At 63.1% G+C, this 13,236-nt stretch carries 13 protein-coding genes; 10 read left to right on the forward strand and 3 right to left on the reverse strand.

Annotated elements, in window-relative coordinates:
* Window positions 1–96: 96 nt before the first annotated feature.
* The 9 genes from EN853_RS10825 to EN853_RS10865 all read left to right on the forward strand — a co-directional run bounded on the left by EN853_RS10825 (window position 97) and on the right by EN853_RS10865 (window position 9,074).
* The gene (locus tag EN853_RS10825) at window positions 97–870 is read left to right on the forward strand and encodes a glucose 1-dehydrogenase (protein ID WP_127858553.1); all 774 of its coding nucleotides are present in this window, start codon (window positions 97–99) and stop codon (window positions 868–870) included.
* A gap of 301 nt (window positions 871–1,171) precedes the next feature.
* Entirely contained in the window at window positions 1,172–2,329 is a 1,158-nt protein-coding gene (locus EN853_RS10830) for an ROK family transcriptional regulator (protein WP_127858554.1), read from the forward strand.
* Window positions 2,330–2,560: 231 nt separating this feature from the next.
* Window positions 2,561–3,640, forward strand: coding sequence for a Gfo/Idh/MocA family oxidoreductase (locus EN853_RS10835; RefSeq protein WP_127858555.1), 1,080 nt, complete (start codon window positions 2,561–2,563; stop codon window positions 3,638–3,640).
* A complete protein-coding gene (locus tag EN853_RS10840; protein WP_127858556.1) occupies window positions 3,640–4,467 on the forward strand; it encodes a sugar phosphate isomerase/epimerase in 828 nt (275 codons plus the stop codon). The genes EN853_RS10835 and EN853_RS10840 overlap by 1 nt, the downstream gene beginning before the upstream one ends.
* Window positions 4,464–5,282 (forward strand): alpha/beta hydrolase, encoded by an 819-nt coding sequence (locus EN853_RS10845; protein WP_167524417.1) that lies wholly within the window; start codon window positions 4,464–4,466, stop codon window positions 5,280–5,282. The genes EN853_RS10840 and EN853_RS10845 overlap by 4 nt, the downstream gene beginning before the upstream one ends.
* Entirely contained in the window at window positions 5,279–6,226 is a 948-nt protein-coding gene (locus EN853_RS10850; RefSeq protein WP_127858558.1) for an ROK family protein, read from the forward strand. Before EN853_RS10845 ends, EN853_RS10850 begins: the two co-directional genes overlap by 4 nt.
* Window positions 6,223–6,963, forward strand: a complete 741-nt coding sequence (locus EN853_RS10855) for an ATP-binding cassette domain-containing protein (RefSeq protein ID WP_127858559.1) — start codon at window positions 6,223–6,225, stop codon at window positions 6,961–6,963. Before EN853_RS10850 ends, EN853_RS10855 begins: the two co-directional genes overlap by 4 nt.
* A gap of 20 nt (window positions 6,964–6,983) precedes the next feature.
* Window positions 6,984–7,988 carry an ABC transporter permease gene (locus EN853_RS10860; protein ID WP_127858560.1) on the forward strand — a complete coding sequence of 335 codons (1,005 nt, stop codon included), beginning with the start codon at window positions 6,984–6,986 and terminating at the stop codon, window positions 7,986–7,988.
* A gap of 78 nt (window positions 7,989–8,066) precedes the next feature.
* Window positions 8,067–9,074, forward strand: a complete 1,008-nt coding sequence (locus EN853_RS10865; RefSeq protein ID WP_245516916.1) for a sugar-binding protein — start codon at window positions 8,067–8,069, stop codon at window positions 9,072–9,074.
* Window positions 9,075–9,365: 291 nt separating this feature from the next.
* Here the strand turns inward: EN853_RS10865 and EN853_RS10870 are convergent, their stop codons facing one another.
* The 3 genes from EN853_RS10870 to EN853_RS10880 all read right to left on the reverse strand — a co-directional run bounded on the left by EN853_RS10870 (window position 9,366) and on the right by EN853_RS10880 (window position 12,124).
* A complete protein-coding gene (locus tag EN853_RS10870) occupies window positions 9,366–9,857 on the reverse strand; it encodes a hypothetical protein (RefSeq protein ID WP_245516918.1) in 492 nt (163 codons plus the stop codon).
* Window positions 9,858–10,284: 427 nt separating this feature from the next.
* Window positions 10,285–11,013 carry a glucose 1-dehydrogenase gene (locus EN853_RS10875; RefSeq protein ID WP_127858561.1) on the reverse strand — a complete coding sequence of 243 codons (729 nt, stop codon included), beginning with the start codon at window positions 11,011–11,013 and terminating at the stop codon, window positions 10,285–10,287.
* 40 nt (window positions 11,014–11,053) lie between these two features.
* Window positions 11,054–12,124, reverse strand: a complete 1,071-nt coding sequence (locus tag EN853_RS10880) for an alcohol dehydrogenase catalytic domain-containing protein (protein ID WP_127858562.1) — start codon at window positions 12,122–12,124, stop codon at window positions 11,054–11,056.
* A gap of 255 nt (window positions 12,125–12,379) precedes the next feature.
* On the opposite strand from EN853_RS10880, the gene EN853_RS10885 reads away from it, so the two are divergent.
* Window positions 12,380–13,222 (forward strand): fumarylacetoacetate hydrolase family protein, encoded by an 843-nt coding sequence (locus EN853_RS10885; protein WP_245516920.1) that lies wholly within the window; start codon window positions 12,380–12,382, stop codon window positions 13,220–13,222.
* Window positions 13,223–13,236 lie beyond the last annotated feature (14 nt).

Raw genomic sequence — 13,236 nt, forward strand, 5'->3', positions numbered from 1 at the left:
CACGGCTCGCCGTCACAACTCGTGGCGTTTTGCCACCTTACCAAAGCAGCATCAGACAACAGGCGCCGGAAGCGGCGCTCATTGGAGTTACCGACGATGACAAAGAGTTCTCTGCCAAGCTTCGGCCTTCACGGGAAGGTCGTGATGGTGAGCGGCGCCGGGCGCGGTATTGGCCGGGCCTGTGCGTTGGCATGCGCCGAGGCGGGAGCCGACATCGTTGCGATCGTCCGTGACGACAATGCCGGCAAGGATTTGACCTCGGACATCGAAGCGCTCGGGCGCCGCGCATTGATTGTCCCATTGGACATATCCGAGACCCGACGAATTGAAGACGCCGTGCGCGATGCGGTAGCCCATTTCGGCCAAATCGACATCCTGGTTAATAATATCGGCATTTCGCGGCGAAGCTTGGCGCAATCCGTCAGCGAGGAGGACTTCGATCTGGTTCTCGGCACGAACCTCAAAGGCACGTTCTTCCTGACGCAGGCTGTGGCAAGGACAATGATCGAGCGTCGTACTGGCCGCATCCTCAACATCAGTTCCCAGGCCGGGACCGTCACGCTGCGCGAGGAATCGATCTATTGCATGTCGAAGGCTGCCATCAATCATCTCACCAGGTGCCTGGCGGCGGAGTGGGGTCCGTTGGGAATTGCTGTGAACAGTATTTCGCCGACTTTTATCTGGACCGACTCGACGCGTCCGTATCTGAGTGACCCCGAGGCGCATCGAAAGACGCTCGCGCACATTCCGCTCGGCCGGATTGGCGAGACGGAAGATGTCGCCGGCGCGGTGGTGTACCTGGCGTCACCTGCGGGCGCTCTTGTCAACGGGGCGAACCTCATGATCGATGGGGGTTGGTCGATCGCATAAGATAAGTGGACTCCACTGTGTTCATTGCCATGAGGCTCGCGACGATCCGCGAGACAGCGAGTCGGTCGAATACGGTGGTTCCAGTTTCGCCTCGTTAGATTGGCGCGGACGAACTTGTTGCCGAACTGGCGGGTGGCCGCCGTCGGCGCGCAAGCCCGGCCAACCCAATAGCGGCTCTGGTTCAGTATTATATCCTTGCCCACGCGATGGCTGTGCCGACTTTGGACGCTTCCGTGAGAAAACGGCTTTGGGACAGCCCCTTCCGATGGTATTTGCGCTGACGTAACCAAAAGATGCGGCCGTGAGCACGACAAGCCTACTGCGCCATATCAACGCCAGGCGTTGTCTGAGACTGCTGCAAAACGGCCGGCAGCTTTCTCGCGCCGACATGGCTCGGCAGCTCGGCCTGACAAGGGCCACGATCGGCAACGCCATGCGCGTTCTGCTCGATGCCGGCCTGGTCGTCGAGAGTGCCGAAATGTCCCCCGAATCGCGCAAGGGTCGTCCGGGCGTCGGCGTGACGCTCAACCCTTCGGGCGCCTATTTTGTTGGGGTCGATGTCGGCACGCGCTCCTTGACCGGAGTGCTGCTCGACCTGCAGATGAATGTCGTCAGCCGGATCGTCGAGCCGACCGGCCCGCGCTACCGCGACGCCGGGCATATATCGGCAAAGCTGCTCTCGCTGATCGAGAGGCTGCTCAGCGAAAGCCCCACCTTGCAGGATAAGGTGGAGGGCATCGGCATTTCGGTGCCGGGCCTTGTCGGCCGCGACGGCAGCGTGGTGCATGCGCCATTCCTCGAATGGCGCAACTATCCGCTTCAGGCGGAACTGACGCGGAAGGCGCCGGCCGACTGGTCGGTCATGGTCTGCAACGACGCCTTCGCCTTCGCCAATGCCGAGCTTGCCGCCTCCGCCACGGCGAAGGCCGGCAGTATGCTGGTCGTTCTCCTGGCCGAGGGCATCGGCGGGGCCATCATCGATGACGGCCGCGTCGTGATGGGCGGGCATGGCTATTCCGGCGAAATCGGGCACACCATCGTTTCCGCCGGCGGACGCGTCGATACATTCGAGATGCTGGCCGGGGCCAAGCTTTTCACGCGGCTGTTCGAAGAGGGTCAGCCGGTGGCCGACGGCGTTCAGATGCTGCTTGCAGGCATCGGCAACAAGGAAGTGGACGCCGCGCTCGACGCCTGGGTCAGCGGCCTTTCAGCCGGCCTCGTCAACGCCATTCACCTGCTCGATCCCGGGCGCATCGTCCTCGGCGGCCCGCTGGCCGGCCTCTATCCCAAACTCAGCCGGCGGATTCAGGCCGACATCAAGCGGCGGCTTCTGGCGGGCTTCACCATGCCCGAGATCAGGGTGGCGCAGTTCGGCGCCGATGGCGCCGCGATCGGCGCGGCGGCCACTATCCGCGACACGCTTTTCGCTCTGCCGGATCTCGAGACCAACACGCTGTAACGCATTCCACAGCGTTTTTCCGCCACGTTTCGCGCAGCGTCGTATGCGGTCGCGGCCATCTCATTTGCAAGCCACATGAACGAGTTAGCGCGGAGAGGGCTACGTCGAGCCGCGCCATCTTCGCGTTTGGTACGACACCGTTGCAGAAATTCTGATTAAGCGCCTTGACGCGAGGCGTTTTGTGCTATTTGTTTTTGTATAAGACAAAAACAAATATCAGGGAGTGAGCCTTTGCCCGTCAAGAAAGACGCCCGGTGTCTGCGTGTCGGTATCCTCGGTTGCGGACCGATCTCGCAATTCGCGCATCTGGAATCGGCGCAGAAAGGCAGGAATGTCGTCCTCCAGGCCGTGTGCGATGCCGATGTCGATCTGGCGCGGCGGTTCGGCTCCTTCTACGACGCGATCAGCATCTACAACGACTATGACCGCATGCTCGCCGATCCCGAGATTGAGGCGATCGTCATCGGCATTTCCGACGCCTTCCACGTTCCGGCGGCGATAAAGGCGCTCTCGGCCGGCAAGCATGTCCTCTGCGAAAAGCCGATCGCCATGTCGGTGGAGGAGGCGAAAGAACTGAAAGGCCATGTGGAGCGCACCGGCCTTGTGCTTCAGATCGGCCACATGCTGCGCTTCGATCCGGGCATCCAGGCGGCACATGAGTTCGCCACCGGCGAGATGGGCTCGCTGCTGGCGCTGAAAGCCTGGTACTGCGATTCCACCCACCGCTACACCATGACCGATGCAATTCAGCCCGTGCCGAGAACTGGCGCCAAGGCGCTGAAGCCCGCCGGAGACCAGAAGGCCGATCGCCAGCGCTATTTCATGCTGGCGCATGGCAGCCATCTCGTCGATCTCGCGCGCTATCTGGCGGGGCCGATCAAGTCCGTCCAGGCGCGCCTGCTCGAGCGCTTCGGCGCCTATTGCTGGTTCGTCGACACGGAATTCCAAAACGGCGCGCTCGGCCATCTCGATCTGACGCTGCCGGTCCGGATGGATTGGCACGAGGGCTTCCAGCTTTATGGCGAGAACGGCAGCGCCACCGGCAAGATCTTCAATCCCTGGTACTACAAGTCCAGCGAGGTCGACATCTTTCGCGAAAGCAGCGCGTCCTCCGAGCGCGTGCTTGGCGCCGACGGCCATTTCTACCGCCGCCAGCTCGAAGGCTTCGCCGACGTCGTCCTGAACGGCACGCCGATGAACGGCGCTTCGATCGAGGACGGCGTCGCGTCCGTCCGCGCCATGGTGGCGATCGGCCAGTCGGTGCGCAGCGGCAAGCCCGTCGATCTGGCGGACGCCTCGGGACCGGTCTGATGTATCCCGCAATCTTTGCCCGGACCTATCCGCTCGGCCCTGTCGACGAGCTGCTCTCGGCGATCAAGAAGGATGGCTATGAGGGCATGCAGTTCAACCTGTCGTGCCTGGGTTTGGCCAGCCTTCCGGACTCCGTCCCTGCCGGTGAGCTGAAAGCGTTTGCCGCGGCTGCCCGCAAGCGCGGCCTGGCGATCGCTGGTCTCTCCGGCACCTATAACATGGTCCATCCCGATGCGGCGATGCGCCGTGCGGCCCGCGCCCGCTTCGCCAATGTCGTCGCCGCCGCGCCGCTGCTCGGCGCGCCGATCGTGACGCTGTGCACCGGCTCGCGCAACGCCGACGACATGTGGGCAGCCCACCCCGACAACGCCTCGCCGTCCGCATGGACCGATCTGCGCGCCGAGCTCGACGCGGCGCTCGAGCTTGCCGAAAAGCACGATATCCGGCTCGGTGTCGAGCCCGAGCCTGGCAACGTCGTCGCCAATGCCGTTCTCGCGAGGCGGATCCTCGACGAGGTCAAGAGCCCGCGCCTTGGCATCATCCTCGATGCCGCCAATCTCGTCGGCGACAGGCTGAGCGACCAGGCCTGCGTCATGGATGAGGCGGTGGACCAGCTCGGCGAGCACATCATCCTGGCGCATGCCAAGGATGTCGACCGTACCGGCAAGGTGGTCGCCACGGGCGCCGGCGCCGTCGACCTCCACCGGTTCCTGCGGCTCTTGCGTTCCTGCGGCTACGACCAGGCGGTCGTCGCGCACGGCTTCGAGCACAAGGATGCGGCGGCGTCGGGCGCGGCCCTGCGCATGCTTCTTGGGGACGTCTCGTGACCGCCGGTACCTTCACCACCGTTGACGGCTGCGCTCTGACCTTCGATGTCGTGGGCAAAGGGCAGCCGGTGCTGTGGCAGCACGGGCTCGGCGCGCCACTCGATCAGCCGGTCGAAGTGTTCCCGCAAGACAGCGGCCTGCAGCGCATCACGTTGATGTGCCGGGGCCACGACGTCTCTTCGCTTGGCGATCCGTCGCGACTTTCGATCGCGCAATTCGCCGACGATGCCCTGGCGTTGCTCGACCATCTCGGCATCGAACAGGCAGCGGTCGGCGGCATCTCATTGGGCGCGGCGATCGCGCTGCGGCTGGCAAGCCTCAACGCCGTGCGCGTTGCCAAGCTGGTGCTGGCGCGGCCTGCCTGGGTGGATGCACCTTCCATCGCGCGCCAGCACGGCCATCGCGTCGCGGCGCAGTATCTCGAAACATACGGCGCCGAAGAAGGCGCGGAGCGTTTTCGCGCCTCGCCGGAGTTCCTCGAGGTCAAGGCGGCCTCGCCGGACAACGCGGCTTCGCTGATCGGTTTCTTCAAGCGCCCGCGGCCCGACACCACGATCGCGCTTCTCTCGCGTATTCCGCTCGACTGGCCGGGCGTGAACCGCGCCCAAATCGCGAGGATCCGGCGGCCAGCGCTCATCATCGGCAATGATCAGGACTACGTCCACCCGCTGGCCTATGCGCGTGAGTTGGCCGGCCTCATTCCGGGCGCCCGGCTGTCCGAGATCACGTCGAAGACAATCGACCGCGCGGCCTATGTCGCCGAGTTCCGCAACGCCTTGGCAAGCTTCCTCCCGGACGTTGGAGGCGATCGATGATCCGCTCGATCCTGGTCGTCGATGTCGGTGGCACGTCGGTCAAATGCGGCATGGTTGTCGACCGTGTTCCGCAGGCCGGCGAGCGTCTCTTCCCGTCCGCCTTGCTGCGCAATGGCGATCCCGTCGGCAGCTTCGCCAGGCTCGTCAGGGAGTTCTGCGTCGAGGCGGGTCTCACCCCCGACCTGATGGTCTCGACCGTTCCGGGCTTCATCGACATCGACGGTGACCGTGTCCTCTTCGCCGGCAATGTGCCCGAGCTCAACGGCCATCATCTGGCGAGCGAGCTTGGCGACGTGCTCGGCTTACCCGTCATCATCGAACGCGACTCCGTGCTGGTGCTGGCAGGTGAGGTGATCGCGGGCGCCGCGAAAGGCGCCGACAGCGTGCTTGGCCTGTTCTTCGGCACCGGCGTCGGCGGCGCCTTCCTGCAGGGCGGCGAAGCGTTTCGCGGCGGCGGCTGGGCGCTGGAGATTGGCCATATGCCGTTCGGCAATGAGGGCAGGAGGCTGGAGGGACTGCGCACCGACTGCCTGGAGACCTATGTCTCCGGCCGCGCCCTGGAAGTGATTGCCGAGAGATATGGCGTCCCCGTCACCCAGGTTTTTGTCGAGTCGCGGCGCATCCCCGGCCTTGGCGCCGACATCGGCCGGTTCGTGCGCGACCAGGCGCTCGCCATCGGCACGGCTGTGGCGCTGTTTTCTCCGTCCACGATCGTGCTTGGGGGAGGGGTCTGCGCGATCGATGAATTCCCGCGCCGGCAGCTGGAGGAACTGGTGGCTCTGCGGGCACCCTTCTCCGAGACGGGCCGCCCAATGGATCTGCGCTGGGCCGGACTCGGATGGCGCGCCGTCCTCTATGGCGGTCTCAAGGCCGCCGACGACTACGCCGCGGCTCGATCGATGCCGGCATCGCAAGAGAAGCAAGAACGGGAGTCCCTGCCATGAGCCTGTTGGAGCTGAAGAACATCTCGCGCCAGTTCGGCGCCATCCACGCCGTCGAGGACGTGTCGTTCAAGATCGAGCCCGGCGAGATCGTCGGTCTGATGGGCGACAATGGCGCCGGCAAGTCGACGCTGGTCAAGATGATCGCCGGCAACTTCCCGGCCTCGTCCGGTAAGATGATCTTCGACGGCCAGGAAGTGCAGTTTGACCAGCCGTCCGACGCCCGCCGCGCCGGCATCGAGATCGTCTACCAGGACCTGGCGCTCTGCGACAATCTAAGCGCCGCAGCCAACGTCTTCCTCGGCCGCGAGATCATGCGCTCGGTCGGCCCGTTCAAATTCCTCGACCATCGCAAGATGCGCGAGCGCGCCGCCGAGCTGTTCCGCGAGCTGCAGTCGGAGACGCGGCCGCGCGATGTGGTCAAGCGCATGTCGGGCGGCCAGCGCCAAGCGGTCGCCATCGCCCGCACCCGCCTGGCCGACGCCAAGCTGGTGCTGATGGACGAGCCGACCGCCGCGATATCGGTGCGCCAGGTCGCAGAGGTGCTGGCGCTGATCAAGCGCCTCAAGGAGCGCGGCGTCGCCGTCATCCTGATCTCGCACCGCATGCCCGACGTGTTCGGCGTCTGTGAGCGCATCATGGTGCTGCGGCGCGGCCATCTGGTCGCCAACAAGCTCGCTTCGACCAGCTCGCCCGAGGAAATCACCGCCTTGATCGTCGGCGCCAAGGCCGCAGCCTGAAGCCAATAGGGGAGGATGAGATGAACAAGTCTCCAGACGCCAGCAACCTGGATTCGGTCTTCAGCCTGTCGGAACGCAGCAAGCTCGGCGAGGTGCTGCGCAGCCAGGAATTCTGGATCGTCGTTGCGGTGCTGATCATCGGCGCCGTGGTGGGCATGATCGCGCCGCGCTTTCTCACCGGCGCCAACATGGCCAACATCCTGCAGAACTTCTGCTTCACGGCGCTGATGGCCATCGGCATGACGCCGGTGATCATGACCGGCGGCATCGACATCTCCGTCGGCTCTACGCTTGGCCTGACCGGCGTGCTGCTCGGCCTGTTCTGCGCCAGCGGCTATCCTTTCCCGGTGGTCGTCGCGCTAGTTCTGCTTGTGGGTGCCGCCGTCGGCGCGGTCAACGGAGCGCTGGTTTCATACATGAAGCTGCCGCCCTTCATCGTCACGCTCGGCATGATGAGCCTGGTGCGTTCCCAGACGCTGGTCGTCACCAACAACCAGGTCGTCTACGATTTTGGCAAGGCCGGCGACACGCTTCTTGCGCTGGGCAGCGGCTCCTTCCTCGGCGTGCCGAACGTGCTATGGGCCGTGATCGTCTCGGCCGTCGTCATGCAGTGGCTCTTGTCGATGACCAAATGGGGCCGCTACGTGCGCGCCATCGGCGGCAATGAGAACGCCGCGCGTCTTTCCGGCATCCCGGTCGATCGCGTCAAGGTTTCGACCTACGCGCTCCTCGGCGCCATGACCGGCATGACCGCAATCTTCCTCGTCGGCTGGATGGGTGCTGCCACCAACGCGCTTGGACAGGGCCAGGAATTGCAGGTCATCGCCGCGACCGTGATCGGCGGCGCCAATCTGCTCGGCGGCTTCGGCACTTCGTTCGGCGCCGTCATAGGCTCGGTGCTGATCGAAGTGATCCGCAACGCCCTGCTGCTCGCCGGCGTGAACCCTTTCTGGCAGGGCACCTTCGTCGGCCTCTTCATCCTGTTCGCGGTACTGCTCGAACGGTTCCGCTCCACCCGCGCCTAGAGCCAGTTCGGGCAGGCAACTCGCCTGCCCGGAAGGTTCGCGCATTTTCGTGCACATAACATCAGAGAGGAGAAAACCATGATAAGCATCGACAGACTGACCGCCCGAATGGGCGCGACCATGATGGCGGCGGTGTTCGCCGCGGGCATCCACTCGGCGCCGGCTTCGGCCGAGAGCTATGCGGTGATCGTCAAGACGGTGAACGACGTCTTCAGCGCTCCGGTGAAGGAGGGTTGCGAGAAGGCCGCCAAGGACCTCGGCGTCGAGTGCTACTATATCGGTCCGTCCGAGGTGAACGAGGCGCAGCAGCTTCAGGTCATCAACGACGTGCTGACCAAGGGCGTCGACGGCATCGCGGTGTCCGCGACCAATCCGAAGTCCGTGGCTCGGCTGCTGGAAAAGGCGAAAGCCGCCGGCATCCCGATCGTGACCTTCGACGGCGACCTGCTGCAGGAAGACGCCGGCCTGCGCTCGACCTTCATCGGCACCGACAACTACAATTTCGGCGTCGAGCTGGCGAAGAAGGTCGTCGAATACAAGCCGAAGGGCGGCACGGTCTGTATCCAAACCGGCACGGCCGGCTCGCTCAACCTCGATCTGCGTGTCCAGGGTATCCGCGACACGCTGGCCAACGTTACCAAGGACAAGCCCGTGAAACGTCTGGCCGGCGAGAACGGCTGGACCGAGGTCGACGGCTGCCCGATCTACAACAATGACAACATCAGCCTCGCCGCCCAGCAGATGAACGACGTGCTGGTGGCCAATCCCAAGCTCGATGCCTTCGTCGCCGTCGGCGGCTGGGCGCAATACGCGCCGTCGGCCTACCGGCAGGCGGTTGGGCGCGTGAAGGACCGCGTCGATTCCAAGGACCTCGTTATCTCCTTCGGTGACGCCTTCGCGCCGCAGCTGCCGCTGCTCAAGGACGGGCTTGCCCACTACCTCGTCGGCCAGAGCCCGTACAACATGGGCTACAAGTCGATCAAGGCTTTGCATGACCTGAAGCAGGGCAAGACGGTGCCTCCCTATATCGACACCGGCTTCGTCAAGTGCACGCCCGACATGGCCGACACCTGCGGCAAGAACTGACAAAACCGGCTTGGTGGGAGTTTTTCGCTCCCACCAAGCCGGGTGTAGCTACTTGTGAGCAAGCGGGGCGGGTCGGATGGTCGAACCTCATCTCAGCCCACAAATTCTCTCGGCGACCAACATAGCCTGCAAAGCAGTTCGGTGAAGTCGATTCAAGAAGCTTGGCCAGGCACTCGCCGACCGCATTTCTCTGCTACGGAATGGAGGCTTTGCGCCTCGTTCCCGGAAAGAAGTCAGCCGGCGAACTTGGGGTAATCTGATGGAGGCTGACCGGCGGCACCAAGGTCAGTCTCATCCCTTCCACATTGTTGAGCGAAGAAGAGCCTGCAGATGGTCTGGCAGATCGAGTTCGCCGCGCGCCTCGATCTCTAATAGATACCGGGCCTTGCCCCAGCGACTGCCCTCCGTGATCGCAGGGTACGCGCAGATGGCCAGCAACGCCTTTTCCTCTGCTTGGCTAGCTCTGTCGTGGTCGCGGCTGCTTCCGCCCATGTCGTGGACGGCCTTAATAAACTCCGCATATGCTGTCTTGTGCGCCTCAATCAATGCACACAGTTCGATGGATGGCTCTTGGTCTCGGCTTGGCAGCTCTGCGGCGAGAGCCGCTGCCGTAACCGTCGACGCGACAACAGCGCTGCTGGAGTGAAAGAGCAGGGCACGACGATTGATCCTGGACGTGTGAACTCTCCTCTTAAATTGTGGCAGGCATGACCGGGTGTCGCAAAAACCACCGCACAGTACCACGAAGGTTCGCGCAATAATGTCAGGATGCGTGGCCGTCACAGCGCGCCTCCAACTTCGCTGGGTGATGTGGGCAGGCTATGCTGGTCGTAACAAAAGGACGCTTTACTCCCTCCGCCAGCATTCGGCCCATTTCGGTGATCCGCTAAGAGGCGTTTCCTGGCTCCCTGCGGCTACATAGTCGATATCGCGAAGCAAGCAATCAATCTCGTTCATCGTCATTCGGTTCGCCAGACCATACGAGAGAATACGAAGGAAACGGCTTGGCGAACCAGCCGTTAAGATATTGATTTCCGGTCGAAAACGATGACCCTCAGCGACTAAAATAATCGTTATCCATCAACGGTTTATGAAGCGGTTCGCCAAAGTCGATTCAAGAGCCATCCAGCCACTCGCCCATCCTTTTGTCTTCTGCGGAATGGCAGCTTTGCGCTGCGATACAGATTCGCAAAAGAGAAGCCAGCATCGATCACTGCGCCAGGTAGCCGCCATCTATGTTCAGCTCCAGGCCCGTCACGAAGGAGGATTCGTCGCTTGCCAGATAGAGCACACCAAAGGCGATTTCGTCTGGCCTGCCTGCACGCCCCATCGGCGTGACAGCGATGATGCTCTCATTCATCTCCTTGCTCTGGCCTTCGATCAGGGGCGTCCAGATGATGCCGGGATGGACGGAGTTTACCCGGATGTTGTCCTTGGCATAGCTGATGGCCGCGTTCTTTGTCATGGTGCGGACCGCTCCCTTTGCGGCTTGATAAGCGGCCGCTCCGGCGGCGCCGGTGGTGCCCCAGATCGAGGAGAAGTTCACGATGGATCCCCCGCCGTTGCGCTTCATGACGGGGACGATCTCGCGCATGCCGAAGAAGGTTCCCGTCTGGTTGACCGAGATGACATGGTGCCAGGCTTCGGTGCTGGTGGCGTCGATCTGGCCATAGTGCTCGACAATGCCGGCGTTGTTCACAAGGACATCCAGGCGATCGTGACGCTCGACGATCTCCGAGACGACGGCGCGCCAATCCTCTTCTTTGGATACGTCCAGCCGACGATACTGTGTGCCGGGCTGAAGCTCGTCTTTCGGGGACGGCTGGACGTCGGTCAGGTAAAGCACGGCACCCTCGGCGGCGAAGAGCTTTCCGATCGCCGCGCCAATACCTTGTGCTGCACCGGTCACAAGCACGACCTTGCCTTCAAGACGGCCCATTGTTCTTCCTCCTTTGCCGAAACTCGTGACGCCGCCGGGTTTAGACCGCGACTGCGATGAGAATTTTCAGATGGTCCTGGTCCGGTCGCGCAAGCGTATCGAACCCTCGGGCGATGGCGTCAGCCATCGCCACCCTACCCGTTATGATTTTTTCCGGCCGGACCTGTCCGGTCGCGATCATCTGGACGACGCGGGGGCCAATGGTGATCGGAAAGCCCCAGCTCGTTGTCAGCGTCACGGCCTTCGAAACAAGCAGCCGCATGTCCACACGGGGAGGATCGACGAAGATGCCCACCTGAACCACTGTTCCGCCGCGCCGCACAAGCCGGATACAGTCGGCCAAGGCGCGCTCGTTGCCCGCGCATTCGATCGCCACGTCGACGCCGAGGCCTTCCTCGGTCGACCCCAGAACGGCATCGCCAAAATTCGCCGAAGTAGGATCGGCGATCTCGTAGCCGAGCTCAAGAGATTCCAGCCTGCGGCGGCGTGCGGGATTGGCTTCGGACACCACCACCCGCGATGCGCCGGCGGCTTTCGCGGCCATTGCCGCGAGGACGCCGATCGGACCTGCGCCGGTCACCAAAACGGTGCTGCCGGCATCGACGCCGCCTCGATCGATCGCATTGAGGGCCACGGCCATCGGCTCGAAAAGCGCGCCCTGCTCGTCGCTCACGCTATCCGGCAATTTGACGATGTTGTCCTGCGGAAGGACCGCGTACTCCCCCATTCCGCCATAGGCCGAAGAGAGGCCCACCAAAGCTGTCGTCTCGCTGATATGGCCGATCCCGCGGCGCACGAAATAGTCTCCCGGCTTGTTGAGATGGGGGAGGATCGCAACCCGGTCACCCTTGGAGAAGCGGCTGACACCCCGCCCGACCGTGGCGATTGTGCCTGAGAATTCGTGGCCAAGCACGAGCGGCGCCGACGCACCGGTGAGCGGGTGCGGCCGTGTCGACACAAATATCGGCCCGTCCAGATATTCGTGAATGTCGGTCCCGCAAATCCCGCAATGGCTGACCGCGACGATAACCTCGTTCGGCTGCGGAGCCGCGGGCGGCTCTATGTCCTCCAGCCGTAGATCGCGCGCCGCGTGAAAACGAAGGGCCCTCATGATCTATCCTCCCAGGCTGTCCATTTTTGGAGCCATGCAGCCGACGGCAGTCATGGCGGCGCAAGCTGGCTCCTCCACCAACCCGCTCGATGTGACTACTATCCATGCGTTAATGAGACGGTCAACAGAAAAATAGATTTTTCATTGACATATCTTATTTTTTGGAAAATCCTTGCTCCAACAAGCAGCACACTGTGAGCGAGGAAACGCATGCGCTTTGTAAGGTTCGAATTGGGGGGTCAACGAGGCTTGGCCGTGGAAAGGGCGGGTCGGCTGCGCGGCTCGATTGCCGCCAGCACGGATCGCACGCTCGACCTCGAGCATCTGATAGCCGCCGGTCCGGAGGAGCTGTTTCGCGCAGGCCATAAGCTCGCCGACGGCGCGGAATTTGATGCCAATGCCGTCACTTTTCTTCCGCCGCTGGCGCGGCCGCCGAAGATCATTTGTGTTGGGCTGAACTATGCCGACCATACCAAGGAGTCGCCATACGAACAGCCGGATTACCCGACGCTGTTCGCTCGCTTCGCCACCACGCTTGTGGGTCACAACCAGCCGATCGTGCGGCCGCTTGCCTCTACCAGCCTCGATTTCGAAGGCGAGATGGTGGTCGTGATAGGGCGGGGCGGTCGCCACATCCCGAAGTCGCGCGCCCACGACCACGTGGTCGGTTACTCGATCTTCAACGAAGGATCGGTCCGCGAATACCAGTTCAAGTCACCACAATGGACGGTCGGCAAGAATTTCGATTCCACTGGCGGCTTCGGCCCCGCGCTGGTGACGGCCGACGAAGTGCCGGCCGGCGGCAAGGGGCTGAGGCTCGAGACGCGGCTCAACGATGTGGTGGTCCAATCGGCGACCACGGACGACATGCTCTTCGATGTCGCCACCCTCATCGAGACGATCAGCGAGGCGATCACGCTCGAGGCCGGCGACCTGATCGTCAGCGGCACCCCTGCCGGCATCGGATGGGCCCGCAATCCGCGCCTGCTGATGAAGGACGGTGACAAGTGCGAAGTCTCGATCGAGGGGCTTGGAAAGCTGGTCAATCCGATCCGCGACGAAGTTCGCCGCGAGGACATGACCGGTAAGGCCGCCTGACGGAAATCGCCGGA

The organism is Mesorhizobium sp. M1C.F.Ca.ET.210.01.1.1, assembly GCF_004791585.1.
Taxonomy (GTDB): Bacteria; Pseudomonadota; Alphaproteobacteria; order Rhizobiales; family Rhizobiaceae; genus Mesorhizobium.

Coding starts and splice junctions, on each gene's coding strand:
- EN853_RS10825 (WP_127858553.1), top strand. CDS start 97: ATGACAAAGAGTTCTCTGCCAAGCTTCGGCCTTCACGGGAAGGTCGTG.
- EN853_RS10840 (WP_127858556.1), top strand. CDS start 3,640: ATGTATCCCGCAATCTTTGCCCGGACCTATCCGCTCGGCCCTGTCGAC.
- EN853_RS10850 (WP_127858558.1), top strand. CDS start 5,279: ATGATCCGCTCGATCCTGGTCGTCGATGTCGGTGGCACGTCGGTCAAA.
- EN853_RS10855 (WP_127858559.1), top strand. CDS start 6,223: ATGAGCCTGTTGGAGCTGAAGAACATCTCGCGCCAGTTCGGCGCCATC.
- EN853_RS10860 (WP_127858560.1), top strand. CDS start 6,984: ATGAACAAGTCTCCAGACGCCAGCAACCTGGATTCGGTCTTCAGCCTG.
- EN853_RS10865 (WP_245516916.1), top strand. CDS start 8,067: ATGATAAGCATCGACAGACTGACCGCCCGAATGGGCGCGACCATGATG.
- EN853_RS10875 (WP_127858561.1), bottom strand. CDS start 11,013: ATGGGCCGTCTTGAAGGCAAGGTCGTGCTTGTGACCGGTGCAGCACAA.
- EN853_RS10880 (WP_127858562.1), bottom strand. CDS start 12,124: ATGAGGGCCCTTCGTTTTCACGCGGCGCGCGATCTACGGCTGGAGGAC.